This window comes from Cupriavidus sp. H19C3, assembly GCF_049393815.1.
Lineage (GTDB): Bacteria > Pseudomonadota > Gammaproteobacteria > Burkholderiales > Burkholderiaceae > Cupriavidus.
This window is the reverse complement of the sequence record NZ_CP184986.1, coordinates 2134105-2159390: the sequence shown is the minus strand read 5'-3', so window position 1 is coordinate 2159390 and position 25286 is coordinate 2134105. Positions and strand designations below refer to the sequence as shown.

At 66.4% G+C, this 25286-nt stretch carries 22 protein-coding genes; 9 read left to right on the top strand and 13 right to left on the bottom strand.

The window, feature by feature from the left end; translation table 11 throughout:
* Positions 1-111: 111 nt before the first annotated feature.
* The 3 genes from DFLDMN_RS29140 to DFLDMN_RS29130 all read left to right on the top strand — a co-directional run bounded on the left by DFLDMN_RS29140 (position 112) and on the right by DFLDMN_RS29130 (position 3231).
* The gene (locus DFLDMN_RS29140; RefSeq protein ID WP_423199218.1) at positions 112-1287 is read left to right on the top strand and encodes a DUF535 family protein; all 1176 of its coding nucleotides are present in this window, start codon (positions 112-114) and stop codon (positions 1285-1287) included.
* A 90-nt stretch (positions 1288-1377) separates the two neighbouring features.
* Positions 1378-2919 (top strand): acetolactate synthase large subunit, encoded by a 1542-nt coding sequence (locus DFLDMN_RS29135; protein ID WP_423199217.1) that lies wholly within the window; start codon positions 1378-1380, stop codon positions 2917-2919.
* 42 nt (positions 2920-2961) lie between these two features.
* Positions 2962-3231 (top strand): DUF1272 domain-containing protein, encoded by a 270-nt coding sequence (locus DFLDMN_RS29130; protein ID WP_423199216.1) that lies wholly within the window; start codon positions 2962-2964, stop codon positions 3229-3231.
* Positions 3232-3246: 15 nt separating this feature from the next.
* On the opposite strand, the gene DFLDMN_RS29125 is transcribed toward DFLDMN_RS29130, so the two are convergent.
* From DFLDMN_RS29125 to DFLDMN_RS29115, 3 genes are read right to left on the bottom strand one after another with little or no spacing between them, the layout of a single operon-like run.
* The gene (locus DFLDMN_RS29125) at positions 3247-4107 is read right to left on the bottom strand and encodes an FAS1-like dehydratase domain-containing protein (protein WP_423199215.1); all 861 of its coding nucleotides are present in this window, start codon (positions 4105-4107) and stop codon (positions 3247-3249) included.
* An 11-nt stretch (positions 4108-4118) separates the two neighbouring features.
* Positions 4119-5501: an MmgE/PrpD family protein gene (locus DFLDMN_RS29120; RefSeq protein ID WP_423199214.1), complete on the bottom strand. Its 1383-nt coding sequence runs from the start codon at positions 5499-5501 to the stop codon at positions 4119-4121.
* Positions 5502-5510: 9 nt separating this feature from the next.
* The gene (locus DFLDMN_RS29115) at positions 5511-6680 is read right to left on the bottom strand and encodes an acyl-CoA dehydrogenase family protein (RefSeq protein ID WP_423199213.1); all 1170 of its coding nucleotides are present in this window, start codon (positions 6678-6680) and stop codon (positions 5511-5513) included.
* A gap of 263 nt (positions 6681-6943) precedes the next feature.
* On the opposite strand from DFLDMN_RS29115, the gene DFLDMN_RS29110 reads away from it, so the two are divergent.
* Entirely contained in the window at positions 6944-7978 is a 1035-nt protein-coding gene (locus DFLDMN_RS29110; RefSeq protein ID WP_423200607.1) for a tripartite tricarboxylate transporter substrate-binding protein, read from the top strand.
* 47 nt (positions 7979-8025) lie between these two features.
* Here DFLDMN_RS29110 and DFLDMN_RS29105 read toward each other — a convergent pair whose 3' ends face one another.
* On the bottom strand, positions 8026-8928 hold the full coding sequence (locus tag DFLDMN_RS29105; protein ID WP_423199212.1) for a LysR family transcriptional regulator: 903 nt from the start codon (positions 8926-8928) through the stop codon (positions 8026-8028).
* 872 nt (positions 8929-9800) lie between these two features.
* On the opposite strand from DFLDMN_RS29105, the gene DFLDMN_RS29100 reads away from it, so the two are divergent.
* The 4 genes from DFLDMN_RS29100 (at position 9801) to DFLDMN_RS29085 (ending at position 14959) form a co-directional block, all read left to right on the top strand.
* Positions 9801-9983 (top strand): hypothetical protein, encoded by a 183-nt coding sequence (locus DFLDMN_RS29100; RefSeq protein WP_423199211.1) that lies wholly within the window; start codon positions 9801-9803, stop codon positions 9981-9983.
* A gap of 134 nt (positions 9984-10117) precedes the next feature.
* Entirely contained in the window at positions 10118-12040 is a 1923-nt protein-coding gene (locus DFLDMN_RS29095) for a PrkA family serine protein kinase (RefSeq protein WP_423199210.1), read from the top strand.
* A 48-nt stretch (positions 12041-12088) separates the two neighbouring features.
* Positions 12089-13363 (top strand): YeaH/YhbH family protein, encoded by a 1275-nt coding sequence (locus DFLDMN_RS29090; protein WP_423199209.1) that lies wholly within the window; start codon positions 12089-12091, stop codon positions 13361-13363.
* A 57-nt stretch (positions 13364-13420) separates the two neighbouring features.
* Positions 13421-14959, top strand: coding sequence for a SpoVR family protein (locus DFLDMN_RS29085; protein ID WP_423199208.1), 1539 nt, complete (start codon positions 13421-13423; stop codon positions 14957-14959).
* A 94-nt stretch (positions 14960-15053) separates the two neighbouring features.
* Here the strand turns inward: DFLDMN_RS29085 and DFLDMN_RS29080 are convergent, their stop codons facing one another.
* Genes DFLDMN_RS29080 through fliF form a run of 6 tightly spaced genes read right to left on the bottom strand, consistent with a single transcriptional unit; the run spans position 15054 to position 21951 of the window.
* On the bottom strand, positions 15054-16532 hold the full coding sequence (locus tag DFLDMN_RS29080) for a flagellar hook-length control protein FliK (protein WP_423199206.1): 1479 nt from the start codon (positions 16530-16532) through the stop codon (positions 15054-15056).
* A 21-nt stretch (positions 16533-16553) separates the two neighbouring features.
* Positions 16554-17006: a flagellar export protein FliJ gene (gene fliJ / locus DFLDMN_RS29075; RefSeq protein ID WP_423199205.1), complete on the bottom strand. Its 453-nt coding sequence runs from the start codon at positions 17004-17006 to the stop codon at positions 16554-16556.
* Positions 16999-18450, bottom strand: coding sequence for a flagellar protein export ATPase FliI (gene fliI, locus DFLDMN_RS29070; protein WP_423199204.1), 1452 nt, complete (start codon positions 18448-18450; stop codon positions 16999-17001). Before fliI ends, fliJ begins: the two co-directional genes overlap by 8 nt.
* The gene (fliH, locus tag DFLDMN_RS29065) at positions 18443-19282 is read right to left on the bottom strand and encodes a flagellar assembly protein FliH (RefSeq protein ID WP_423199203.1); all 840 of its coding nucleotides are present in this window, start codon (positions 19280-19282) and stop codon (positions 18443-18445) included. Before fliH ends, fliI begins: the two co-directional genes overlap by 8 nt.
* Positions 19269-20282, bottom strand: coding sequence for a flagellar motor switch protein FliG (gene fliG / locus DFLDMN_RS29060; RefSeq protein WP_423199202.1), 1014 nt, complete (start codon positions 20280-20282; stop codon positions 19269-19271). Before fliG ends, fliH begins: the two co-directional genes overlap by 14 nt.
* Positions 20269-21951: a flagellar basal-body MS-ring/collar protein FliF gene (gene fliF, locus DFLDMN_RS29055; protein ID WP_423199201.1), complete on the bottom strand. Its 1683-nt coding sequence runs from the start codon at positions 21949-21951 to the stop codon at positions 20269-20271. The genes fliG and fliF overlap by 14 nt, the downstream gene beginning before the upstream one ends.
* Positions 21952-22323: 372 nt before the next feature.
* Between fliF and fliE the strand changes: the two genes are divergently transcribed.
* Positions 22324-22647: a flagellar hook-basal body complex protein FliE gene (gene fliE / locus DFLDMN_RS29050; RefSeq protein WP_423199200.1), complete on the top strand. Its 324-nt coding sequence runs from the start codon at positions 22324-22326 to the stop codon at positions 22645-22647.
* 80 nt (positions 22648-22727) lie between these two features.
* Here fliE and DFLDMN_RS29045 read toward each other — a convergent pair whose 3' ends face one another.
* Genes DFLDMN_RS29045 through DFLDMN_RS29035 form a run of 3 tightly spaced genes read right to left on the bottom strand, consistent with a single transcriptional unit; the run spans position 22728 to position 25262 of the window.
* The gene (locus DFLDMN_RS29045) at positions 22728-23381 is read right to left on the bottom strand and encodes a hypothetical protein (RefSeq protein WP_423199199.1); all 654 of its coding nucleotides are present in this window, start codon (positions 23379-23381) and stop codon (positions 22728-22730) included.
* Positions 23372-24181 carry an NAD-dependent epimerase/dehydratase family protein gene (locus DFLDMN_RS29040; RefSeq protein ID WP_423199198.1) on the bottom strand — a complete coding sequence of 270 codons (810 nt, stop codon included), beginning with the start codon at positions 24179-24181 and terminating at the stop codon, positions 23372-23374. The genes DFLDMN_RS29045 and DFLDMN_RS29040 overlap by 10 nt, the downstream gene beginning before the upstream one ends.
* Before the next feature lie 10 nt (positions 24182-24191).
* On the bottom strand, positions 24192-25262 hold the full coding sequence (locus tag DFLDMN_RS29035; RefSeq protein WP_423199197.1) for an FkbM family methyltransferase: 1071 nt from the start codon (positions 25260-25262) through the stop codon (positions 24192-24194).
* Positions 25263-25286 lie beyond the last annotated feature (24 nt).

The window sequence follows — 25286 nt, the reverse complement described above, 5'->3', positions numbered from 1 at the left end:
AAGAAGGAGACAGGTCGGCCGAGAACCGCGCGCGAAGCGGATGTGTGTGTAACAAGCCGGACATGTCGCACCGCGTCGACGGTCCGGAAGCAACACTGGGGAGCAGTGGTCGTGCAGGAATACGTTTCGTTCTGGCAGGGGCTCAAGACGGGCGCTGCCAATGGCCTGGGGGGAGCCGGGCCGTGGCGATATCTCCGGTATTTGCGCGCAGTGCTGACGCTATCGGCGCATTGCTATCCGGCGGGCACGCGCAAATGCTGGAGCCGGCGGATCAAGATGGTGGCGATGTCCGCCCTGCGCGCCGGTGCGGTGCGCCCCTGGCTGCGCGCGGCCGGCTCATGTGCCTTGCTGCGACGCGTGGCGGCCGCGCGGCCGCTGATGCTCGAGCGCCCTTACCGGCCGCTCTGCGAGCAGGGCATGACCTTTCACGAACGGGCGCGCATCGTTCTCGACCATTACGGCGTCATGCATGCGGCCCTGCCGGCCGCGGTGTGCGAGCGTATCTACCTCGGCGGCGGCTTCGAATGGTCGTTTGCCGATGGCCGCTATGTGCTGCGCCTCGCGGACTCCGGCCCGAATCCCAAGGAAGGCGAACTCGCGTTCTACTGGATCGACACCGCAGCCGGTGCCTGCCTCACGCAGTTGAGTTTCTACTTCACCCATGGCTACGATGGCCGCGCGCTGTTCGTCGGCGGTCTGCAGGGCCCCAAGGGCGAGGCCAGCCGGGAGCTGATCCGCGCCTCGACCAAGGCCTGCGAAGGGCTGCGTCCCAAGGACGCCGTGATGGAGGCGCTGCTCGGCCTGGCCTGTCATATCGGCGCCAGGCGTATCGAGGCGGTGTCGCGCGCCAATCATGTTGGCCGCCAGCGCCATACGCCGCGCGACATCCAGGCCGACTACGAAAGCTTCTGGCAGGAGGCGCATGGCGTGGTTCTCGCCAACGGCAATATCGAGATTCCGGTCCGGCAACCGGTGCGCGATATCCATGAGATTCCGTCGAAGAAGCGGGCCGCCTGGCGCCGCAAGCAGGCGCTGGCCGAGGCCATCCGCACGCGCGTCTGCCAGGACCTGGACACGCCCGGGGTGGCGGTCGCAGGGTTCGGCGCCGCCGGCACGCCGCCGCTTGCCCACCCGGTGCCCCATCCTGCCGCCAGCGCAGCCGTGCCGCCGGCCCCCGGCGCGTCCCCCGGCGCGTCCCCCGACGTGCCCCCTGACGTGCCCCCTGGCGTGTGCCCCAACGCCTCCCTCGGCGCGGCGCTCCGGCCCGTCGTCGCCGTCGCCGCCTAACCAGCAGTATTAAGCATCCGCATAAGCCCGTTACACTACGCGTCTCCCCCAATAAAAACCGGAAATTCCGCCATGGAGACGACAGATTCAATGAACGGCGCCGAAAGCCTCGTCAAGACGCTGCTGGCATGCGGCGTGGACACCTGCTTCGCCAACCCCGGCACCAGCGAGATGCACTTCGTGGCGGCGTTGGACCGCATTCCCGGCATGCGCTGCGTGCTGGGCCTGTTTGAAGGCGTGGTGACCGGCGCCGCCGATGGTTATGCGCGCATGGCGGGCAAGCCCGCCGCCACGCTGCTGCACTGCGGCCCGGGCCTGGCCAACGGCCTGGCCAATCTCCATAATGCGCGCCGCGCGCAGACACCGGTCGTCAATATCATTGGCGACCAGGCCACCTACCATCGCCCCCTCGATGCGCCCTTGACCGCGGATACCGAAGGCTGGGCCCGTCCCGTGTCGGTGTGGACGCGGACCGCCACCACCGCCGCCTCGGTCGGCAGCGATGCCGCTGCCGCGGTGCAGGCCGCGATGGGAGCGCCGGGCGGTATCGCCAGCCTGATCCTGCCGTCGGACGTGTGCTGGGATGCGGGCGGCCAGGTAGCAGCCCCGTTGCCGCCGCTGCCGGTGCCGCAGGTCGCGCCGGACATGATCCAGCATGCCGCGCGCGTCCTGCGCAGCGGGGCGCCCACGCTGCTGGTGCTGGCCGGCAATGCGCTGCTGGAAGGCGCGCTGGAAAGCGCGCACCGTATTGCCGCGGCGACCGATGCGCGGCTGATCACGCCGATGTCCAACGCGCGGGTCACGCGCGGACGTGGCCGGCTCGCGATCGATCGCATTCCGTACTCCGGCGATGCGGCGCGCGCCAGACTGGCCGGCATCCGCCATGTGATCCTGGTCGGCGCGACGGACCCGGTAACGTTCTTCGCCTATCCCGGCAAATCACCGCGGCCTTATCCCGAGGATGCCACCGTGCATGTGCTGGCCCGTCCCGAGCAGGACCTCGGCGATGCGCTGGCCCGGCTGGCCGACGAGGTTGGCGCGCGCGCTGCAGCGTTGCCAGCCACCGCGGCCATGCGGCAGGAGGCGGCCAAGGGCGCGGTGACGTCCGAAGCGGTGGCGCAGTCGCTATCGGCGCTGCTGCCCGAACAGGCCGTCGTGATCGAGGAGAGCGTGAGCTTTGGCCGCGCGTTCTATCCCGGCACGGTTCACGCCGCGCCGCACGACTGGCTGCAACTGACCGGCGGCGCGATCGGCGCCGGCCTGCCGCTGGCGACGGGTGCCGCCATCGCGGCGCCGGACCGGCGCGTGGTGGCACTGCAGGCCGATGGCTCGGGCATGTACACGGTGCAGTCGCTATGGACCATGGCGCGCGAGAGGCTCGACGTGACCATCGTGCTGCTGGCCAATCGCAAATACGCCATCCTGCTCGGTGAGCTCGCCGGCGTGGGTGCGAATCCGGGCAAGACCGCGCTCGACATGCTCGATCTCGGCAATCCGGACCTCGACTGGGTCAAGCTGGCCAATGGCATGGGCGTCGAGGCGGCGCGCGCCGCGGACATGGAGACGTTTAACGAACTGTTCGCCATGGCCAACCGGCGCAAGGGGCCGTTCCTGATCGAACTGGTGATCTGATCATCGACGTTGACGGTGCGATGCGCACCGGGGGAGACCGCGATGCTGCAACTTCGACCTGGCTGCGAATGCTGCAACAGGGACCTGCCACCCGATAGCGCGGACGCGCGCATCTGTTCGTTCGAATGCACGTTCTGCAGCGCCTGCGCGACGCAGGTGCTGCGCGGACGCTGCCCGAACTGCGGCGGCGAACTGGTGGCGCGGCCGCGCCGCCCGGCGGAGAAGCTGGCGCGGTTTCCCGCGTCGACGGAGCGCGTGTTCAAGCCGGAGGGATGCGGCCAGGCAGCGCCCGCGCCGGCAGCTACGGCATAGGGCGCGCGCGCCCGGCTACGCCAGCGTGGCCCATCCCTGCATGGCCTGGCCGCCGGCATCGTCGCCGGTCCAGAGGACAAAGCGTCCCGGCGTTTCCGCGTCGGGCGCGGCGCCGACCGTGACGGTGTCGACATGAAATAGCGGCGCCAGTCCGCGAAAGCCGAACGCCGTGATGCGCGCGTCGGGCTTTTCCCGGCGCAGCAGCTCGATCATCAGCTGCGCCTGCAGCGGTCCATGTACGATCAGGCCCGGATAGCCCTCGACGTCGCGCACGTAGTCGAGGTCGTAATGGATGCGATGACCGTTGAACGTGAGCGCCGAATAGCGGAACAGCAGCACCGGATCGGCGCGCAGCGTGCGTTGCCATTGCGCGGTGTGCGGCAGGCGCGGGCGCGGCGGCGTGGGCTGGCCCGCGGCTGGCATCGCGCGATAGACGATATCGTGGCGCTCCTCGATGGCCGTCTCGCCATCGACTACGTAGACATGGTCCACCGTGACGAACCACAGCTCGCCCGTGCGGCCGGTCTTGTATTGCACGTCGCGAATGGTCGAGGTGCGCGTCACGGTATCGCCGACATGCAGCGGCCGCCGGAACGCGATCTCGCTGCCGGCCCACATGCGGCGCGGCAGCGGTACCGGCGGCAGAAAGCCGCCGAGCTTCGGATGGCCGTCCTCGCCCAGCGTGTGCTGCGGCGCGCGCGGCAGGAAATACAGCCAGTGCCACAGGGGCGGCAGTGCGCCGGCGGCCACCGATTCGGCATCGAGGTCGAACGTGGCGGCGAGGCCGTGGACCGGCTCCGCGGCAAGGGTCTCGGTGCGGGCCTCGCTGCGGCCGATCCATTCACGCAGGTGGGTCAGGGTTTGTTCCGGGGTCATGATGGTTGGCTTTAACGTGCCGACGGCAGCCAGTTGCTGACATCCGCCTCCTGCTCGAGGCGCCAGGTTCGGGCGATGATGGTGCGCATCTCGGCTTCGCTCGCGCCGTGGCGGAAGGCGCCAAGCTGGATCGCCTTGGCCTCGAGTTCGGGCCGCGACAGCGTATTGTCGGGATCGCCCTTGGGCACGTCGATGCGCGCCTCCAGCGTGCGGCCATCGAGGGTGCGGACGGTGACCCGGCCGATCCACTGGCGCGGATAGGCGGCATTGATCTCTTCGTCGAGCACCATCTCCACCTTGTCGCGGAATGCGGCCACGCGCGCGTCGTGCAGCGCATGGGTCTCGAATTCGCCAAGACCGGCATGCGCGTGCACCGCCACCAGGCCGAGCACGGTGCCCATCGAGAACTTGGCCTGATGGATGGTGGTGGGATTGACCACCGGGCCGAGCACATCGATGGCGCCCTGATGCACGTGCGTGGTGACGTGCGCGATCTGCTCGGCACGCACGCCCTCGCGGCGCATCAGCGCGGCCAGCGCATCGGCGGCCGGATGCGTATGGCGGCACGAGGCGAAGTACTTGAACGAGGTCTCCGCGGTGGCCCAGCGCGTGCCGAGGCGATCGGTCAGCGCGGCCGGATCGGCATCGCTCGACATGCCGGCGGCCATGCCCTGCGGACCTTCCAGAATGCGCCGCGCACCGGTAAAGCCGGCGCGCGCCAGCCAGGCCGACTGCAACCCGTCGGCGGCCGCCTTGGCGGTGTGCAACTGCTTGGAGTCGGCGGCGTCGCGCAGGAACTCCCATAGGCCGGCGGCCTGGGTGCCAGCCGAACCGAGCGCCTGGTTGATGCCCTCGGCATCCATGCCGAACAGCTTGGCCACGGCGGCCGCGGCGGCCAGCGTGCCGACCGTGCCGGTGGTATGGAACACGCGATAGTGCGAACGCCCCATGAACTCGCCGATGCGGATGCCGGCCTCGTAACCGGCGATGGACGCCAGCAGCAGATCCGCGCCGCGCTTGCCCTCGGCCTGCGCCGCGGCCAGCACGGCGGGAAACACCACGGCGGCCGGATGCAGCACGGAACCGTTATGTACGTCGTCCTGCTCCACCACATGCGACGAGGCCCCGTTGATCAGCGCGGCGAAGTAGGGCGACGTGCGACGCCGGTCGACCAGCACCTCGGCCTCGCCATCGGACGGGCCCATCGCGCCCGCAAACTCCTGCAATCTGCGCACGGCGGGCGCGTCCTTGCCGGCAATCGCCGAGGCGATCCAGTCGAGGTAAAGGTCCTTGGTACGTTCGACGACCGACGCCGGTATCTCGGCAAGCGTGAGCGTGGCGAGAAACTCGCAGAGCTCGCGCGTGGGGTAACGGGTTTCGCTGGACGAAGTCATGGCTGTCCCTCAGAACGATCGCGGCAGGTCGAGCACGTGCTCGGCCACGTACGACAGGATCAGGTTGGTGGAGATCGGCGCCACCTGGTACAGGCGGGTCTCGCGGAACTTGCGCTCGATGTCGTATTCGGCGGCAAAGCCAAAACCGCCATGCGTCTGCAGGCAGACGTTGGCCGCCTCCCACGAGGCATCGGCGGCGAGCAGCTTGGCCATGTTGGCTTCCTTGCCGCAGGGCTTGCCGGCGTCGAACAGCTGCGCGGCCTTATAGCGCATCAGGCTGGCGGCCTCCACGTTGACGAACGAGCGCGCGATGGGAAACTGCACGCCCTGGTTCTGGCCGATCGGGCGGTCGAACACGATGCGTTCGCGCGCATAGCCGCTGGCGCGCTCGACGAACCAGTAGCCGTCCCCGATGCACTCGGCCGCGATCAGGATGCGCTCGGCGTTGAGGCCGTCGAGGATGTACTTGAGGCCGCGCCCTTCCTCGCCGATCAGGTTCTCGGCCGGAATCTCCAGGTTGTCGAAGAACAGCTCGTTGGTCTCGTGGTTGACCATGTTGCGGATCGGCTGCACCGTCAACCCCTTGCCGATGGCGTCGCGCAGGTCCACCACGAACACGGACAGCCCTTCCGACTTGCGCTTGACCTGATCGAGCGGCGTGGTGCGCGCCAGCAGCAGCATGAGGTCGGAATGCTGCACCCGCGAAATCCATACCTTCTGGCCGTTGACGAGATAGCGGTCGCCCTGGCGCACCGCGGTGGTCTTGAGCCTGGTGGTGTCGGTGCCGGTGGTCGGCTCGGTCACCGCCATCGACTGCATGCGCAGTTCGCCGGAGGCGATGCCAGGCAGCCAGCGTTGTTTCTGCGCATCCGAACCGTGCCGCAGCAGGCAGCCCATCACGTACATCTGGCCATGGCAGGCGCCTGAGTTGCCGCCGCTGCGATTGATCTCCTCCATGATCACGGAGGCCGCGGTCAGGGGCAGGCCGGAGCCGCCATAGGCTTCCGGAATGAGCGCCGAGAGCCAGCCCGCCTGGGTCAGCGCCTGGACGAATTCCTCGGGAAACGCGTTCTGTTCCTCCACGCGTTGCCAGTAGGCCGAGTCGAATCCGCTGCAGAGGTCGCGCACGGCCTCGCGGATTTCCGGGTAAATCAGGTCTTGGTCCTGTTCAGCGAGCATGGCAATGTCAGCGAGTGTCGAGTGCGGCCATTATTCCCGAGCGGCTGGGGCACGGACATTCGGATTTGCCGAAGCACGGCTTAGCGAAACGCTTAGGGCATCCCCGGTAGGGTAATGCCGTCGGGGACAACCCTAGGTGTTTACGGCGCACGTGCGCCGCCTTCGGCAAATCGGAATTGTGCGCCCTGGCGTTTGCTTTCACGCTGCGGCATCGAGCCCTTACAACACCAACAGGAGACCTCAGCATGACCACGATCCGGCCGATGGCGGATGCCCATCCCAGCAAGCGATTCACCTGCCGCCACGAGGGCCGCGCCTGGGCGCTCCCGGCCCTGGCCGTGGTGGCGACGGCAGCAGCCATGCTGGCGCCGCGCGCGGCGCACGCGTCCGATCCGTATCCGTCGCGACCGGTCACGATGGTGGTGCCGTTCGCCGCCGGTGGGCCCACCGATGTGGTGGCGCGCTCGGTGGCGGCGGCCATGTCCAAGTCACTTGGCCAGAGCGTGGTGGTGGAAAACCGCCTGGGCGCGGGCGGCACGGTGTCGGCGGCCTATGTCGCCAAGTCGAATCCCGATGGCTACACCATCCTGATCCACCACAACGGCATGGCCACCGCGCCTTCGCTCTATTCGAAGCTGCCGTACAAGCCGCTCACCGATTTCACGTTTGTCGGCCAGGTCGCCGATGTGCCGATGACGCTGCTGGGCCGCCATGACCTGCCCGCCAATACGCTGCCGGAGCTGGTGAGCTATATCCAGAAGAACCAGAGCAAGGTGAATCTCGCCAATGCCGGCCTGGGCGCGGTGTCGCAACTATGCGGCATGCTGTTCCAGAAGGCGATCGGCGTGGAGCTGCAGACCATTCCGTACCAGGGTACGGCGCCGGCGCTGACGGCGCTGCTCGGCGGACAGGTCGATGTGCTGTGCGACCAGACCACGCAGACGCTGCCGCATATCAAGGCGGACAAGGTCAAGCTGTATGGCGTGACCACGGCCGAGCGGATTCCGGCGCTGCCCAATACGCCGACGCTGCGCGAGGGCGGGCTGAAGGACTTCGAGGTCAAGGTATGGCACGGTATCTACGCGCCCAAGGGCACGCCGCCGGCCGTGATCGACAAGCTGAACGGCGCGCTCAGGGCCGCGTTGAAGGACCCGGCGGTGGTCACGCGCATGCAGGAGCTCGGCGCGGTGATCGTGCCGGAGAGCAAGCAGACGCCCGAGGCGCTGCGCACGTGGCTGCAGTCGGAAATCGACAAATGGTCGCCGATCATCAAGGCAGCGGGGGTGAAGGCCGATTGACGCATGACTGATGCGCGCGCGATGCGCCTCGTTTGGGCAGGCCCCGCTCAGACCGGCTCTCGCGCCGCTTCCACCAGATATCTGACCAGCGTCTCCGCAAACTGCGGCAGCTCGCGCCCGGGGCGCCGGCACAGGCGCAGCTCGCGCCGTGCCCAGTCGTCCTCCAGCTGGATAAACCGCAGCACCTTGCGGCTCGCATAGCGGCGCGCGCAGCTGTTGGGCACGATCGCGATGCCGGCACCGGCCTCGACCATGCGGCACACCGCGTCGAAGCTGCCGACCTGGATGCGCAGGCTGATGCGCTTGCCCATGCCGTTGGCGATGCGATCCAGAAACGACTGGATCGCCGAGAACTGGTTGAGACCGACAAAGCGGCAGGTATCGAGCAGGTCGGCAAAGTGCAGCCGCTTGAACGCGGGCAGCGGATGATTGACCGGCGCGATCACGATCAGCTCGTCGCTGCACAATTGCATCACATCGAGATCGGCCGTCGCCACCTCGCCCGCGACGATGCCGAGGTCCGCCGCGCCGGCGCCTACCGCGGAGACGATCTCGGCGGACAGATGCTCCTCGAGTTCGACGTCTACATCAGGGTTTTCCGAAAGAAAGCGCGATAGCGCCGTGGCCAGAAACGAGTTGGTCGCCGTGGTGTTGGCCAGCAGCCGCACGCGGCCCTTGACGCCCTTGGCATAGGGGCGCAGGTCGGCATGCAGGCATTCGAGCTGGCGAAACACGTCGCGCGCGTGGCGCAGCAGTGCTTCGCCGGCCGGCGTCAGCCGCACGCCCTTGACCTGGCGGATCAGCAACTGGGTCTGGAACGCTTCCTCGAGTTGCTTGATGCGCGTGCTGGCGGCCGGCAACGACAGGAAGCTGCGCTCGGCCGCGCGCGTGAGGTTCTCGGTTTCGCCGACGTTGAGGAACAGTCGCAGGTCGGTCAGGTCGTAATGCATGGCAGGATGGGCACGAAAGGCGCACGGCCGATGGGTCGACCGGGGGGGGTTCTCGACAGGCGCCGCGGTAGTCTGGTGTTGCAACGCGGCAAACGGGCGTACGACCGATGCTGCGATGCAGCGCCTGGGAACAGGCGCCACGTGGCACGCAATCTGCTGTGACGCAAAACGAATTCTGCCGCAGGGCGGCGCGCACTCTCAAGGTGCGTGATGTCATGAAGCGGTCGGCGGCGATACCCAAACGGTGCAACGCAGCTGTCACGCACCCGGGCGATGCCGAGGTTTCGGCACGCATGTCGTGCGAAACTGGAACCGGTGGCGCCCGACGCCGACTGGCCTGCCGATGATCATCCCTGCCAGTCGATGGTCAGCGATGGTCAGCGGATGGTCAACTGATCGTCAAACCGATCGTCAACTGTGGGTGGCGCCGGGCGGCCATGGGCGCAGGTTCGGTCTGGACAATCTCTGATGCGAGACCGCATATCGATACGCGCGTTGCGCTGGCATCAAACGGTCGTGCGGTCGTGCACGTCTCGTGCGGTGGGGGCAGGTTGCTCTCGTCCGTATGTGCGAGTTGTCTGCACCGAATGGTGGTCCTGTCGGTGGCCCGCGCGACGACGGCATGTCGGCCGCATGTCGGCGTTTGACTGACAGCGCTGTCAGTCGGGAACGTTTTCTGTATGCGCGTTACAAACGGATAGCCTTCTTCGATATGCATGATGTACCGGAAAGGTGTAAGGTGTGTCACAAGCATGGTCAATGGCCCGTCGCGTGCGAGCCGGGATCGCGAGTGTGCAGGTTCGAGAGGTATGTCGGTGGCGCAGGCACGTTGGCACGTTGGTACGTTGGTGATGTTGGTGCGTTGGTGATATGTGTCGGCGCTATGTGAAGACGAGATCAACGAGATCAACGAGGTCCACGAGATCCACGAGATCCACGAGATCTGTCAGGTCTACGAGATCAACGTGATCGACATCGTCATGCTCTCAGTTCACGCCGGACCGCACGGACTGCAGAACGCAGTCAACTTCGATCTCAACTCTGCCGTTATTTGACTATGATGAAGTAAAGACTTCGCAACATGGCAAAGTCCGTCAAGCCGGGGTGATGGAGTGCAAGATTGCCGCGAGGTCTCCTGGGATGCAGAACTACCATCGCCTCGGACGTGGGACTCTGACGGGAGTGAGGTATGGACATATTTGGCCACTACGCCACGCGTTTTGAAGCACGCAAGGAAGAGGAATACACCATCCAGGAGTATCTGGAGATCTGCAAGAAGGATCCCAGTGCCTATGCGACCGCTGCCGAACGCATGCTTGCCGCGATTGGACAACCCGAGCTCGTGGACACACACCACGACCCTCGACTGTCCAGGCTGTTCTTCAACAAGGTGATCCGGGTCTATCCCGCATTCCGCGATTTCTACGGGATGGAGGATACGATCGAGCAGATCGTCTCCTTCTTCAAGCACGCGGCACAAGGCCTGGAAGAGCGCAAGCAGATCCTCTATCTGCTCGGGCCTCCCGGCGGCGGCAAGTCGTCGCTCGCCGAGAAGCTGAAGGCGTTGATGGAGGAGATTCCCATCTACGCGCTCAAGGGCTCGCCCATCCATGAGTCGCCGCTCGGCCTGTTCTCGGCCGAAGAGGACGGCAAGATCATGGAGGAGGACTACGGTATTCCGGTGCGCTACCTGAATACCATTCCCTCGCCGTGGGCGGTCAAGCGCCTGCACGAGTTCAACGGCGACATCACGAAGTTCCGTGTGGTCAAGTTGCGCCCTTCGGTGCTGTCGCAGATCGCGATCGCGAAAACGGAGCCTGGCGATGAAAACAACCAGGATATCTCCTCGCTGGTCGGCAAGGTTGACATTCGCAAGCTGGAGGACTTCCCGCAGGACGATCCGGACGCCTATTCGTATTCCGGCGGACTTTGCCTGGCCAACCGTGGTCTGCTCGAGTTCGTGGAAATGTTCAAGGCGCCCATCAAGGTCCTGCACCCGCTGCTGACCGCCACGCAGGAAGGCAACTACAAGGGCACGGAAGGCTTTGGTGCGATCCCGTTCGATGGCGTCATCCTGGCGCACTCGAACGAGGCCGAATGGCAGACGTTCAAGGCCGACAAGAACAACGAGGCATTCCTCGACCGGATTTATATCGTGAAGGTGCCGTACTGCCTGCGCGTGTCGGACGAGGTCAAGATCTACGACAAGCTGCTGCGCAGCAGTTCGCTGTCGGCGGCGCCATGCGCGCCCAATACGCTCAAGATGATGGCGCAGTTCGCGGTGCTCACGCGTATCAAGGAGCCCGAGAATTCCAACGTCTTCTCGAAGATGCGCGTCTACGACGGCGAAAGTCTCAAGGACGTGGACCCCAAGGCGAAGTCGTACCAGGAGTATCGCGATTACGCCGGCATCGACGAGGGCATGAACGGGCTGTCCACGCGCTTTGCGTTCAAGGTGCTGTCGAAGGTCTTCAACTTCGACAACACCGAGGTCGCGGCCAATCCGGTGCACCTGCTCTATGTACTCGAGCAGCAGATCGAGCGCGAGCAGTTCCCGCCGGAGCAGGAAGCCAAGCTGCTGTCGTATATCAAGGAGTACCTGACCACGCCGTTCGTGGAGTTCATCGGCAAGGAGATCCAGACGGCCTACCTGGAGTCGTACTCGGAGTATGGCCAGAATATCTTCGACCGCTATGTGGTCTTTGCCGATCTCTGGATCCAGGACCAGGAGTACCGCGATCCGAATACCGGCGAGATCCTCGACCGCAACGCGTTGAACGACGAGCTCGAGAAGGTGGAGAAGCCCGCGGGGATATCCAATCCCAAGGACTTCCGCAACGAGATCGTCAACTTCGTGCTGCGGGCGCGGGCCAACAACGGCGGCAAGAACCCGGTCTGGACCAGCTACGAGAAGCTGCGGATGGTGATCGAGAAGCGCATGTTCTCCACCACGGAGGATCTGCTGCCGGTGATCTCGTTCAACGCGAAGTCGTCGCGGGAGGACCAGGACAAGCACGAAAACTTCGTCAACCGCATGGTGGAAAAGGGCTATACCCCCAAGCAGGTTCGACTCCTCGTGGAGTGGTATCTGCGCGTCAGGAAGTCGTCGTAACGCAACCGGGCGCGTTGTGCTCGATCCACGGGCTCTATAAGGCGGCTTATGGCTACGGTCATCGATCGGCGGGAAAACGGCGGCAACAAGAGTGCCGTCAACCAGCAGCGCTTCATCAAACGTTACCGCGAGCAGATCCGGCAAGCGGTGGCAAAGGCGGTGTCCGGCCGGAAGATCATGGACATCGAGCAGAGCGGGCAGGTGTCCATTCCGGTCAAGGACATCTCCGAGCCGATCTTTCACCACGGCCAGGGCGGCCGGCGCGAGTGGATTCATCCGGGCAACAAGAAGTTTGTGCGCGGTGACAGCTTCGACCGTCAGCAGCAGGGCAGTGGGGGCGGTGGATCGCGGGCGAGCGACAGCGGCGAAGGCGAGGACGATTTCGTCTTCACGCTGTCGCGCGAGGACTTTCTCAATTTCTTCTTCGAGGACATGGCGCTGCCGGATCTGGCCAAGCGCCACCTCGCCAAGATTACCGACGTGCGCAAGGTGCGCGCCGGCTATTCCATCGACGGCACGCCCTCCAACCTGTCGATCCTGCGCACCATGCGCAGCTCGCTGGGACGGCGGATCGCGCTGTCGAGCCCTTATCAGAAGCGGTTGCGCGAGCTCGAGCTCGAGTACAACGATCTGCTGGAGCACGGCGATCCGTTTTCCGAGCATGCCCAGGCGTTGCAGGAGAAGATGCGGCACCTGCGGGCCTGCGTCGATCGCGTGCCGTTTATCGAGAAGCTCGACCTGCGCTACAACAACCGCGTGCTGAAGAAGCGGCCGCAGGCGCAGGCCGTGATGTTCTGCCTGATGGACGTGTCGGGGTCGATGGACGAGAGCCGAAAGGACCTCGCCAAGCGCTTTTTCATGCTGCTGTACCTGTTTCTCAAGCGGAACTACGAGCGCATCGACGTGGTATTCATCCGCCATCACACCGTGGCCAAGGAGGTGGACGAGGAAGATTTCTTCCACTCGCGCGAGTCGGGCGGCACGGTGGTATCGAGCGCGCTCAAGCTGATGGTCGAGGTTATCCACGACCGCTATCCGCCGGGCCAGTGGAATATCTACTGCGCGCAGGCGTCGGACGGCGACAACTGGGCGGGCGATTCCGAGCTGTGCGGGCGTCTGCTGCGCGAGTCGATCCTGCCGCTGGTGCAGTACTACGCGTATGTGGAAGTGGCGTCGGAAGAACCGCAGAATCTCTGGGAAGAGTATCTCACCGTGAAGAGCCAGTTCGAACACTTCGCGATGCAGCGGATCATCGGTGCCGACGAGATCTATCCGGTGCTGCACGATCTCTTCCAGAAGCGCGCGGCGTGGCCGCACAGGTAGCCACGGGTTTGCTGTAACCGCCGGCACGCCGATGTCGCCGGCTTATTGGGGACGCATATGGCCTATCTCTCCACGGGCTCCGAATGGACCTTCGAGCTGGTCCAGCGCTATGACCGCGAAATCGCCCGCATCGCGGGGGAGTTCGGTCTCGACACGTATCCGAACCAGATCGAGATCATCACCGCCGAGCAGATGCTCGATGCCTATGCCTCGTCGGGGTTGCCGGTGGGCTACAATCACTGGTCGTACGGCAAGCACTTTCTGGCGTCGGAGCGTAGCTACCAGCGTGGCTACATGGGCCTCGCGTACGAGATCGTGATCAACTCGAATCCGTGCATCGCGTACCTGATGGAGGAGAACACGATGCCGATGCAGGCGCTGACCATCGCGCACGCCTGCTACGGCCACAACTCGTTCTTCAAGGGCAACTACCTGTTCCGCACCTGGACCAACGCCGACGCCATCATCGACTACCTGCTGTTTGCCAAGAATTATGTGGCCGAATGCGAGCAGCGCTATGGCGAGCAGGAGGTCGAGCTGCTGCTCGACTCGTGCCACGCCTTGCAGAACTATGGCGTGGACCGCTACAAGCGGCCCAAGAAGCTGTCCATCACCGAGGAAAAGGCGCGCCAGACCGAGCGCGAGAACTACCTCCAGATGCAGGTAAACGACCTCTGGCGCACGCTGCCCAAGCATCGCCATCCGCATCTGCGGCAGGAGGAAGAGGAGAGCATGGAGCCGGAAGTCACGTTCCCGCCGGAGCCGCAGGAGAACCTGCTCTACTTCATCGAGAAGAACGCGCCCAAGCTGCAGCCGTGGCAGCGGGAGATCGTGCGCATCGTGCGCAAGATCGCGCAGTACTTCTATCCGCAGCGCCAGACCAAGGTGATGAACGAGGGCTGGGCCACGTTCTGGCACTACACCATCCTGCACCAGCTGTACGAGGAAAAGCTGGTCAACGATGCGTTCATGCTGGAGTTGCTGCAGGCGCATACCAACGTCATCTACCAGCCGCCGTATCACAGCCCGTACTACAGCGGCCTCAACCCGTACACGCTCGGCTTCCTGATCTTCCAGGACCTGCGTCGCATGTGCGAGAACCCGGACGACGAGGACCGTCGCTGGGCCCCCGAGATCGCGGGCAGCAACTGGCGCGAGACGCTTGACTTTGCGATGCGCAACTTCAAGGACGAAAGCTTCCTGCTGCAGTTCCTGTCGCCGCGCGTGATCCGCGAGCTCAAGCTATTCTCCGTGCTCGACGACGACCGCGAAGGCAAGCTGCGCGTGACGGCGATTCACGACGACGAAGGCTATCGCATGATCCGCCAGCTGCTGGCCAACCAGTACGACCTGTCCAATATGGAGCCGAATATCCAGGTGACCAACGTGGACGTCGGCGGCGACCGCTCGCTGACGCTGCGCCACCTGCAGAACGAACGACGGCCGCTCGCGCAGAACTTCGACGAGGTGATCCGCCACGTGACCCGGCTATGGGGCTTCACGGTACGCCTGGAAGTCGCCTACGAAGACGGCCGCCGCGAACTGAAGTACGAATGCAAGCCCGAGCGCAAGCACGCGCATCGAAAGGCGGCTTGACGGACCGGCCGGCTGCTCTCTGTAGCGGACGAAGACAAAAAAGCGAGCCATGGGCTCGCTTTTTTGCCTGGTGCAGGATCCGTGAGGATGCGTGTCAGGCGAAGGTATCGACCTCGCCCTTTGCCAGCACGCGCTGCGGACGCGGGGCGGGTGCGGCGGCCGGTTCGTTGCCGGCGCCGGTCTGGCCGAAGCTGCCCTGGCCGCTCGCAAACGACTGGCGCGACTGTTGTTGCTGGCCATTGCCGGCCTGGCCGGCAAAGCCGTCGGCGCCCACCGAAGTGTGGCCGAGCTGGATGCCGTTGTCGGCAAGCGAGGTGCGCAGGTGCGGCAGCGCGGCCTCCACCGCGGCGCGTACGGCCTGGTGCGGCGAGACGAACTGGGCCTGGGCCTGATCGTTGACCACGTTGAGCACGACCTTGAGCGGGCCGAGGTTGGGCGGGTTGAGGTCGAGTTCGGCGGTCTGGTTGCCCTGCGTGGACAGACGCACCATCTGCTGGCCAAGCGCCTGTGCCCACTGGCTGTCGCCGACCTGTGGCGCCACCAGCGGGCGCGCGGCCGCGCTGGCGGCCTGCGCGGCATTGGCGTGCGATGGCGCCTGGGCGGCAATGGCGGACGCCAGCGTGGCGGCGCTGCTGGAATCGGTGGCGCCGGTGTCGGCCGAGCCGCCCGTGCGTGCGCTGGTCTGGGCCGCGGCATAGGAGCTCGGGGCCGGCGCGCTGGTGTTCTGCGCTGCCTGCGGCTGGGCCTGCTGGCTCGACTGGCCGAGGTTGGCGTGGGCCTGCTGCCCGGACGACTGGCCATGCGTGTCCTGACCGGCCAGTGGCGCGGGCGTCAACGACGGCTGCACCGGCTTGTCGGTGGCGGCCGTGGTCGTGCCCTGTGCGGCGGCACGTTGCTGCGCGATCGTGGCAAGCGTATCGGCCGGACTCGGCGCGGAGGATTCGGTAACGGACACCGCGGCGGCGGTCGGCGCCGGGGCTGCGGCCTCGGCCTTTGCCAGCGCGGCCTCGGCCTGGCTGGCGGCAGCCGCTGCCGCGGCGGCGGCATTCTGTGCCGGCGCGGCAGCGGGCAGGTTCGGCGTCTGCGCGGCGCCGTTCACACCGGTCAGCGCGGCGTTGGCGTCGGCGGCAGCCGTGCCGGCTGGCGTCGGGGCCGGATTGGCCGGCGCCTGGCCGAGCATTGCCAGCGCGAGTGCGGCGGCCGCGGCCGCGGCATCCTCGGCGACCTTGGTCGGATCGGTATCGTCGCCGTCCTTGGCGCCGGCGGTGTCCTTGCTTTCCGTCTTGCCGCTATTGGCGGTGCTCGTGCCAGGGGCTGGCTCGCCCTTGGCGGCGTCGGCCCGTGCAGGCTGGTTCGACGAGCCCTTGGCCTCGGCGTCGGTGGACGCCTGCTCGGCGGGCTTGCCGGCTGGTTTGGCGGCGGGCTTGGCGGCCTGGGCCGCGTGCTGGTCGCGGGCACGCGCGAGGGCGGCCTGGAACGCCGCATCGGCGCCGCTCGTACCGGCCGCGGGCGAAGTCGCCGCCTTGGCCGCCTTGGCGGCATGGCCGCCGAGGATCTGGCTGATATCGATCATGGTTGGCAGGTGTCTGGTGTATTAGTTCTGGCCGGTCGCCGGCTGGCGCGCGATTCTTGCCGCGTATTCATCGTTGGCCCGCTGTTCGCGGCGCGCCACGATCTGCTGCTCGCGCGTCTCCGCGCGGGTGATCAAGGTGTCGAACGAATTCTGGCGGCGCTTCTGCTGCTGCCAGTTGGCACGGCCGGCCAGCAGGTCGGCCTCGGCCTTGGCCAGTGCCGAGGTCTGGTGGCGGATGGCCTGGTCGAGCGAATCGAGAAAGCGCGAGAAATCCTGCCAGCGGCTCGAGGTCATGCCCTCGGCGGCGATTGCCTGCATGCGCGTGCGGTATTCCTGGCGGTATTGCGTCAGCGCGTTGAGCTGCTGCTCGGCTTGCGTGCGCAGTCCCTGCAGCCGCCCGAGTTCGCGCGCGGCCTTGTCGGCGCTGTCCTGGGCCAGTTCGGCCAGCGTATTCAGTGCTGAGGGCTTAGACATGTTCCATCCTCTCGAATAGCTGATGCAGGTAGGCAACCGAGCTCGCGTAGTCGGCGCGTTCGGGGATGTCCTGCTGCAGGAACGTCTCCATGCGCGAATGCAGGCGGATGGCGAGATCCACCTCCGGATCGCTGCCGGGCACGTACGCACCCACGCTGATGAGATCGCGGTTGCGCTGGTAGCGCGACATCAGCTGCTTGAAGCGCCGCACGGAGGCGAACTGCGGCGCATCGATCAGCGCCGTCATGGCGCGGCTGATGGATGCTTCCACGTCGATGGCCGGATAGTGGCCGGCCTCGGCGAGACTGCGCGACAGCACGATATGGCCGTCGAGAATGGCGCGGGCCGAGTCGGCGATCGGATCCTGCTGGTCGTCGCCTTCGGTCAGCACCGTGTAGAACGCGGTAATCGAGCCACCGCCTTCGGGACCGTTACCGGTACGTTCGACCAGCGTGGGCAGCTTGGCGAAGACCGAGGGCGGATAGCCCTTGGTGGCCGGCGGCTCGCCAATCGCCAGCGCAATCTCGCGCTGGGCCATCGCGTAACGCGTGAGCGAGTCCATGATCAGCAGCACGTGCCGGCCCTGGTCGCGGAAATATTCGGCCAGGCGCGTCGCGTAGGCGGCGCCCTGCATGCGCAGCAGCGGCGAGGTATCGGCCGGCGCGGCCACCACGACCGAGCGCTTGCGGCCTTCCTCGCCCAGAATGTTCTCGATGAAGTCCTTCACTTCGCGGCCGCGTTCGCCGATCAGGCCGACCACGATGACCTCGGCGCTGGTGTAGCGGGCCATCATGCCAAGCAGCACGCTCTTGCCCACGCCGGAGCCTGCAAACAGGCCCATGCGCTGGCCGCGGCCGACCGTCAGCATCGCGTTGATCGCGCGCACGCCCGTGTCCAGCACGGTTTCGATCGGCGCGCGCATCAGCGGGTTGATCTGCGCTCCCGAGAGCGGCACCTCGCTGGCGGCGGTGATCGGCCCGAGGCCGTCGAGCGGACGGCCGGCGGCATCGAGCACGCGGCCGAGCAGACCCTCGCCCACCGGCAGGCGCTTGGAACCGGGTTCGCGCGGCGCGGACACCCCGGCCGGCAGCGGCGACGGCTCGAGCGGATAGACGCGGGCGCCGGGCACCAGGCCCACCACGTCGGATTGCGGCATCAGGTAGAGGCGATCGGCGCCAAAGCCGACCACTTCGGCCTCGGCCGTGCGCGGACCGCCATGGCCATGCTGGCCGGCGGGCAGTTCGATCAGGCAGTCGCTGCCGACCGGCAGGCGCAGGCCCACGGCTTCCAGTACCAGGCCGGCGGCACGCGTCAGGCGGCCGCAGGTGCGCTTGCTGTCGAGATCGGCCAGACCGGCCGACGCCGAGGTCAGCGCATCACGCCAATGACGCGTATGCGGAATCGATGCGGCGGGCGCGTGCGCCTGGGCCTGCGGCTCATGCATGCGGCGGCTCCCACGGATCGTTGCGGCCGAGCGCCTTGACCACGCGGCTCCAGCGCGTGGCCAGGCTGGCATCGAGTTCGCCGCTGGCGGCGCTGGCGATGCAGCCACCCCGCGCCACGGACGGGTCCGCGCGCACGGTCCAGCCGGCGGCTTCCAGCTCGCCCCGCAGATGGGTTTCCACCAGTGCGACGTCGTCGGGATTCAGCAGCAGGGCGGGGGCGCCCGAGAGCGGCGGCTCGGCCGCGAGCAGTTCGCGCGCGGCCGGCAGCAGTGCGGCCGGGTCCAGTTCCATGGTCTTGCGGACCAGCTGGCGCGCCACGTCGAGCGCGAGGGAAATCAGTGCGTCGGAGATCTCGGCATCGACGCGTTGGAGCGCATCGCGGAAATTGCCGGCCAGCTCCTGCAGGCGTGCGGCTTCGGCACGGGCAGACTCCAGGCCGCGGGCATAGCCTTCGCGATGGCCATCGCCATAGCCCTGGGTCTGGCCCTGGCTGTAGCCTTGGGCGTAGCCTTCCTTGCGCGCGCCCTCGCGCATCGCATCGAGGGCTTCGAAGTCGATGGGCGGGGGCGGCGGGGGTTCCACCGGCAGCTTGGCTTCGAGCGCCTTGAGATGATCGCGCGGATCGAGCGAGACCATTTGCCAGCGTTGCCAGCTGTCGCCACGGCGACCGCCGCCACGCGGCGGGTCGAAGGACTGGAAGCCGTCGCCGGAGCCGGCGCCACTGGCACCGCGGCCACCGGCATTGCCGCCGAAGTTTCCACCGGGGTTGCCGCCGGCGTTCCCGCCAGGGAAGCCGCGGCTGCCCGCATGCGCACGCTCAGACATAGGCATCGTCGCCTCCGCCGATCTGGATCTCGCCGGCTTCCGCCAGGCGTCTCACCACCTGCAGGATGGCCTTCTGCTCGGCCTCCACCTGCGACACACGCACCGGGCCCAGCGCATCGAGGTCCTCGCGCAGCATTTCGCCCGCACGGGTCGACATGTTGCGGATGAACTTGTCGCGCAGTTCCTGCGGCGCGCCCTTGAGCGCGACGATAAGCGACTCGGTGGCGATTTCCTTGAGTACGCGCTGGATGCCGCGGTCGTCCACTTCCAGCAGGTTCTCGAACAGGAACATCTCGTCGATGATCTTCTGCGCGAGGTCCGCGTCGTGCGTACGCACGCCGTCGATGACCGCTTCCTCGTGGGCCGTGCTCATCAGGTTGATGATCTCGGCCGCGGTGCGGACGCCGCCCATGCGGCTCCGCTTGAGGCTCTGGCCCGCCAGCAGCTTGGTCAGCACGTCGGTCAGTTCCTGCAGCGCGCCCGGCTGTACGCCGCCGAACGTGGCGATACGCAGGATCACGTCGTTGCGCAGGCGGTCGGTGAACATCGCCAGCACCTCGGACGACTTCTGGCGGTCCAGGTGGATCAGGATGGTGGCGATGATCTGCGGATGCTCGTCCTTGATCAGTTCGGCCACCGAGGTCGAGTCCATCCAGTTCAGCGAATCGATGCCGCCACCCGGATCGCGCGACTCGAGGATGTCCTCGATCACCGACAACGCACGCTCTTCGCCGAGCGCCTTGTTCAGGACGCTCTTGATGAACGAGCTCGAATCGACGTTGAGCGCCAGGTACTGCTCGGTCTCGCCACGGAATTCGGCCAGCACTTCCGCCATCTCTTCGCGCGTCACCGAGGACAGGCTGGCCATGGCCGAGCCCAGTCCCTGCACTTCGCGCGGCGACAGGTGCTTGAACACCTCGGCGGCGGCATCCTCGCCGATCGCCATCATCAGGATGGCGCTCTTTTGCAACCCTTTGTCGGTCGTTGCGGGTTTAGCGTTCGTCATTGGCCATCCAGTTCTTGATTACGCTGGCGACCAGACGCGGGTCGCGTTGCGCGGCGTCACGCACCAGGGCGAGATCGCTTTCGTACTTGGCCGCGAGGCGCAGCACTTCCGGATTGACGGTTTCTTCCGGCGGCAGCAGCACGGCTTCGGCGGCGGCATCGGCCTCGGTCGGGGCGGGCAGCGGCGGCGCGGTGTACTTGCGCAGCACGGGGCGCGCCACCTTGAACCAGAGGAATATGGCCAGCAGTGCGAGCAGCAGGTAGCCGACGCCGGTCTTGGCCAGGTCGATCATCTGCGGCTGCTTCCACAGCGGCAATTCCGGCTCGACCACGCGGTCGTCGGTGAACGGACTGTTGACCACGTTGAGCGAGTCGCCGCGCTCGGCCGAGTAGCCCATCGCTTCCTTGGTCAGGTTCTCGATCTGCGCGAGCATCGGCGCCGGCAGGGCCTCCGCGGTGACCTTGCCCTTGGCATCGGTCTTCTGGCGATAGTTCACCACCACGGCCACGGACAGGCGCTTGACGCCGCCCGGCGCCTGTTGCACGTGGCGTACGGTGCGATCGAGCTCGTAGTTGGTGGTGGAATCGCGACGGCTGCTCTTCGGACCGGTCTTCTCGGCGGTCTGGGTCTGCTGCTGGGCCTGGTTGGGCTGGACCTGCGGATTCGGCTGGCCCGGCTGGCGCGGCGGCTGGGGTTGCGTGACCGGTGCCTGGGCCGCGGCCGGCGGCTGGTTCGACAGCGCGCCCGGCACGCCGCCGACCGGTGCCGCGCCTTCCTGGCTCGACTCGCTGGTCTGCTGGCTGCGGATGGCCGCGCGGGTCGGATCCTGGTTGGGCTTGTAGCTTTCGTCGGTGTGCTCGACGGTGGAGAAGTCCACGTCGGCGGTCACCTGCGCATGGACGTTGTCCTTGCCGACGATCGGCGCGAGGATGGCTTCCACGCGCTTCACATAATTCTGCTCGACCTGCTGCACGAACTTGAGCTGCGTGGCATCGAGCGAGCGGTCGCCATTGCCGGACAGCAGGTTGCCGTGCTGGTCGACGATCGAGATCGACTTGGGCGTGAGCTCGGGCACGCTCGACGACACCAGGTGGCTGATCGCCGCGACCTGGCCTTCATCGATGGCGCGGCCCGGGTAGAGCTGCAGCACGATCGAGGCGGTGGGCTTCTGGCGCTCGCGCACGAACAGCGTCGGCTTGGGCAGCGCGAGGTGCACGCGGGCGGACTGCACGGCTCCGATCGACTCGATCGAGCGCGCGAGTTCGCCTTCGAGGCCACGCTGATAGTTGACCTGTTCGGCAAACTGGCTGATGCCGAATTTCTGGTTGTCCATCAGCTCCATGCCCGCGGTACCGCTCTTGGGCAGGCCCTGGGACGCCAGGCGCAGGCGCGTCTCGTGGACCTTGTCGGAGGGCACCATCACCGCACCGCCGCCTTCGGCGAACTTGTACGGCACGTTCATCTGCTGGAGCGAGGCGATCACGGCGCCGCCGTCGCGTTCGGACAGGTTGCTGTACAGCACCTTGTAGTCCGGGGCGCGCGACCACATCACGCCCACAGCGATGGCGGCGACGAGCGCGGCGCCGCCAAGCATCAGCGGCAGGCGCGGATTGCTCTTGATCTTGTCGAGCAGCGCGGTGCCGCCCGGCAGGGCTGCGGTGGCGTTCATGCACGCGTCTCCGGGTTGGCAAGGGAAACCCCGCCCTTGCCACTCTGGCCAGTCTTGCCGTTATTCATATCGGCACGGCTCTCACTACGCTGCTGAAAAAACACGCGCACTCCCCGCGATGGTTGATGATGATCGCCATGACGGCAGCCCAAGCACGACCGCACGCCAGATTCGGCACGGTAGCGATCATCGGTCAGATGGTCGATGCACAATCGACTGAATAGGCGAGGTTTTCCGCGTGATTTCAGCCTTTGGGTGGATGGAGGCAAGGTCTACAGTGCGAGGGCCGAAACAGGTGAGGTGAACGTGTTATGTGCCGTAAAAGGCATATTGCAATGGCCTCCCGACCATTTCCAACCTTTGCCGACCGACATGACCACGATTTCCTCCATCGAAAGCATGCTCCAGCAGCTGCGCGGCCTGGCCCAGACCGCCGCGGGCGGCGCCGCCGAATCGGCGCAGACCGCTACATCCGGCAGCTTTTCCACGGAACTGCAACGCTCGCTGGCGCGCGTCAACGCCGCGCAGGAGCACGCCAACAGCCAGGCCGAAGCGTTTGAACTGGGCAAGCCCGGTGTCGCGCTGAACGACGTGATGATCGACCTGCAGAAGGCCAACGTCTCGTTCCAGACCGCCGTCCAGGTGCGCAACCGCCTGGCCGCCGCGTATCAGGAAATGATGAACATGCCGGTGTAATCTGCCGGCGCAACGGCAAAGGGCCCGCACCTGGTGCGGGCTCTTTGCTTATGTACGGCCGGCGCGCGCCGATCGGGGCTTCAGACGCGGAAATATTCCTCGATGGCACGTTCGCGGGCGGGCTTGCAGACCAGGTCGCCGGCCTGACCGGCGTACACCAGGCAGTCGCCCGGGGTGTCGCGGTTCAGCACGCTGACGCCCTGGGCGAGCACGGAGCCGTCGCGTACGTGGCTGCGGCCGATGATCGCCGTGTTGGGGTACATCACCACGCCGTCGCCGATCACGGGGGCCACGCCATGGTTCTTGCCGACCGTGGAGTTCTGGTAGAGCACGAGGTAGTTGCCATAGGTGGCCTTGGCCAGCACGATGCCCACCGAGTGGCCGATAAAGAAGACCTCCGGCATGTCGATCTCGTAGAACAGATCGATGGCGTTGAGCGCCTTGTTCAGCAGGAACAGCCTGGTGCAGACCTCGCCGGCGCGTTCGTTGCGCCAGATGGTGTTGGAGAGGTAATAGAGGTACTGGCAGTACTGGGACGAATGCAGGTAGTTGAACTGGCCCGGCCGCCACATCCGTACCGCATCGATGCAGCGGCCGGTGCGGGCCAGGGCCTCGTCGATATGCCGCGCCAGCACCGGCGCCAGCATGTCGGCACGGCCGTCGGGCACGAGGTTTGCCACCTGGGCACACGTATAGGCGACGAGCGACTCGCGCGTCTGGCCGATCAGTTCCATGTTCGGATCCCCTCCAGATGACTGGCTACCGCGTCGCGCACTGGCCGCGGGACGACATCGAGCGCACGCAGCGCGTCGGTGCTGCAGATTGCCGCGCGCTGGACCGGCGACTTGCGGGTGAGCGTGATATCCCAGCCGGCCTGCGCGAAGACTTCGACCAGCTCGCCGTTCGACACGTTCTCGCCGCTGGCGACATTGAAAATGCCGCCGGCGCGGCGCGTCGAGATCGTCATCAGCGCGCGTACGACATCGTCCAGGTGAATGTAGTCGCGCACATAGCCGCTGTCGGACTCCAGCCGGAACGCGCGTTCGCTCGCCGCGCGCACCAGCCATTCCGAGAGAAAGCCCGGCGCGCCCGGCGTCCAGTCGAATACGCACGACAGCCGTGCCACCGCGGTACGCCCGGCCGCCACGGTCAGGCACAGGTTCTCGCCAAGGCCCTTCGAGAAGTCGTAGAGCGCGCGCGGATTGGCCGGCTGCAGGGTCAGCGCGGCACTCTCGATGCCGATATCGAGGACCGACGTGTCGTAGAGCCGCGTGGACGACAGGTAGACCAGATGCTCGTAGCGGTCGGCACGCAGCACGTCCGCGAGCAGCGTCACATGCGCGGCCACGGTATCGTACGGGCGCGCCGCGTAGTCGGCGGTCAGTCCCGCGCAGTAGTACACGTGGCCAAGATCGCGCGTGAACAGCGCGCGATCGCCGCGTGCGGGCACCCATACCTCATGGCCGGCACGCCGCAGCGTATCGGCCAGGCGGCTGCCGACAAAGCCGGCGCCGCCGATTACCGTACAACGCATGTGCCGAGCCTCAGTTCACCGGGTGATGCAGCGCGGGATCGCGATGCCACAGCAGCTTGGGGCTCACGCCCGGCACCACGGCGAAATCCTCGCCCTGCAATACCGAGGGATCCTTTACCGCCACCATGTTGAAGCCATGCGCCGGGCCCTCGAGGTACACGCTGTCCACCGGTACCAGTTCCACCGGGCGGCCAGCCATGTCGACGTTCGAGTTGAAGTCGCGCACGGCATAGACGTGGTAGCCGTAGCCCTTGAGCAGCTTGACGATCTCCGCGTTCTCCAGGCCCGCGCTCCAGTCCACATAGTGGCGATGGACCTCGAACACCAGGTTGGGCGCTTCGCCGGCCGGGCGCGCGAGCTGGCGCGCCGCCCCCTTGAACACGTTGATCTCGGCGCCTTCGATGTCGAGCATGATCAGGCTGAGCTTGTCGAGCTTCTGCTGCGCGCAATAGTCGTCGATGGTGACCGTGGCAAAGCTGTCGTCGCCGGCGGCGGCGGTGGTCTGTTCCGCATGCGCGAACGAATCGTTGCCGACCAGACGCAGTTGCGTGGTGCTGTCCGACCAGAGGCCAAGGCGCCAGCTGCGGATATTCTCCACGTGGTTGAGCTCGGCGTTGTTGCGCAGCATGCCGAGCTGGTCGGCGTTGGGCTCGAAGGCGTGGCACGTGCCGCCGGCCTGCGCCAGGCGGCGCGCCATCAGGATGACCTGGTCGCCGAAGTACGCGCCGCCGACCACCGCGTTACCGCCGCGCTCGCACAGGCGCAGCAGCAGCTTGGTGGTCTGGGGCTCCCACACGTGGTCCGGTTGCGCCGGCGTGCTCATGAGGAAGTCGCGCGCGATCTTGGTGCGATAGAGGAATTCGAAGACGGTGCCGTCGGCCAGCGTCTTGCGCAGGCGCGACTGTTCGTCGTACATGGCGTCCACGATCGGCCCGGTAATGTCGTCGCGCACGCTGCCGGTGTAGTCGGCGAGGTCCTGCTCGATGGTCTTGCACACGGCAATGACCTTGTCGCGGGCGGCAGCACAGCCGCCTACCGTGCGCAAGGCTTCGGACAGCTTCTGCAAATGTTCGGTACTCATCAATGGCTCCGCTTTGGGGTTGTC

Excerpts from the sequence above, each read along its gene's own strand:
- fliE (WP_423199200.1), top strand. The coding sequence starts at position 22,324 with ATGACCACGATTTCCTCCATCGAAAGCATGCTCCAGCAGCTGCGCGGC.
- DFLDMN_RS29035 (WP_423199197.1), bottom strand. The coding sequence starts at position 25,262 with ATGAGTACCGAACATTTGCAGAAGCTGTCCGAAGCCTTGCGCACGGTA.
- DFLDMN_RS29135 (WP_423199217.1), top strand. The coding sequence starts at position 1,378 with ATGAACGGCGCCGAAAGCCTCGTCAAGACGCTGCTGGCATGCGGCGTG.
- DFLDMN_RS29105 (WP_423199212.1), bottom strand. The coding sequence starts at position 8,928 with ATGCATTACGACCTGACCGACCTGCGACTGTTCCTCAACGTCGGCGAA.
- DFLDMN_RS29085 (WP_423199208.1), top strand. The coding sequence starts at position 13,421 with ATGGCCTATCTCTCCACGGGCTCCGAATGGACCTTCGAGCTGGTCCAG.
- DFLDMN_RS29095 (WP_423199210.1), top strand. The coding sequence starts at position 10,118 with ATGGACATATTTGGCCACTACGCCACGCGTTTTGAAGCACGCAAGGAA.
- fliH (WP_423199203.1), bottom strand. The coding sequence starts at position 19,282 with ATGCCTATGTCTGAGCGTGCGCATGCGGGCAGCCGCGGCTTCCCTGGC.
- fliI (WP_423199204.1), bottom strand. The coding sequence starts at position 18,450 with ATGCATGAGCCGCAGGCCCAGGCGCACGCGCCCGCCGCATCGATTCCG.
- DFLDMN_RS29115 (WP_423199213.1), bottom strand. The coding sequence starts at position 6,680 with ATGCTCGCTGAACAGGACCAAGACCTGATTTACCCGGAAATCCGCGAG.
- fliG (WP_423199202.1), bottom strand. The coding sequence starts at position 20,282 with ATGACGAACGCTAAACCCGCAACGACCGACAAAGGGTTGCAAAAGAGC.
- fliJ (WP_423199205.1), bottom strand. The coding sequence starts at position 17,006 with ATGTCTAAGCCCTCAGCACTGAATACGCTGGCCGAACTGGCCCAGGAC.
- fliF (WP_423199201.1), bottom strand. The coding sequence starts at position 21,951 with ATGAACGCCACCGCAGCCCTGCCGGGCGGCACCGCGCTGCTCGACAAG.
- DFLDMN_RS29045 (WP_423199199.1), bottom strand. The coding sequence starts at position 23,381 with ATGGAACTGATCGGCCAGACGCGCGAGTCGCTCGTCGCCTATACGTGT.
- DFLDMN_RS29120 (WP_423199214.1), bottom strand. The coding sequence starts at position 5,501 with ATGACTTCGTCCAGCGAAACCCGTTACCCCACGCGCGAGCTCTGCGAG.
- DFLDMN_RS29080 (WP_423199206.1), bottom strand. The coding sequence starts at position 16,532 with ATGATCGATATCAGCCAGATCCTCGGCGGCCATGCCGCCAAGGCGGCC.
- DFLDMN_RS29040 (WP_423199198.1), bottom strand. The coding sequence starts at position 24,181 with ATGCGTTGTACGGTAATCGGCGGCGCCGGCTTTGTCGGCAGCCGCCTG.
- DFLDMN_RS29090 (WP_423199209.1), top strand. The coding sequence starts at position 12,089 with ATGGCTACGGTCATCGATCGGCGGGAAAACGGCGGCAACAAGAGTGCC.
- DFLDMN_RS29130 (WP_423199216.1), top strand. The coding sequence starts at position 2,962 with ATGCTGCAACTTCGACCTGGCTGCGAATGCTGCAACAGGGACCTGCCA.
- DFLDMN_RS29110 (WP_423200607.1), top strand. The coding sequence starts at position 6,944 with ATGGCGGATGCCCATCCCAGCAAGCGATTCACCTGCCGCCACGAGGGC.
- DFLDMN_RS29125 (WP_423199215.1), bottom strand. The coding sequence starts at position 4,107 with ATGACCCCGGAACAAACCCTGACCCACCTGCGTGAATGGATCGGCCGC.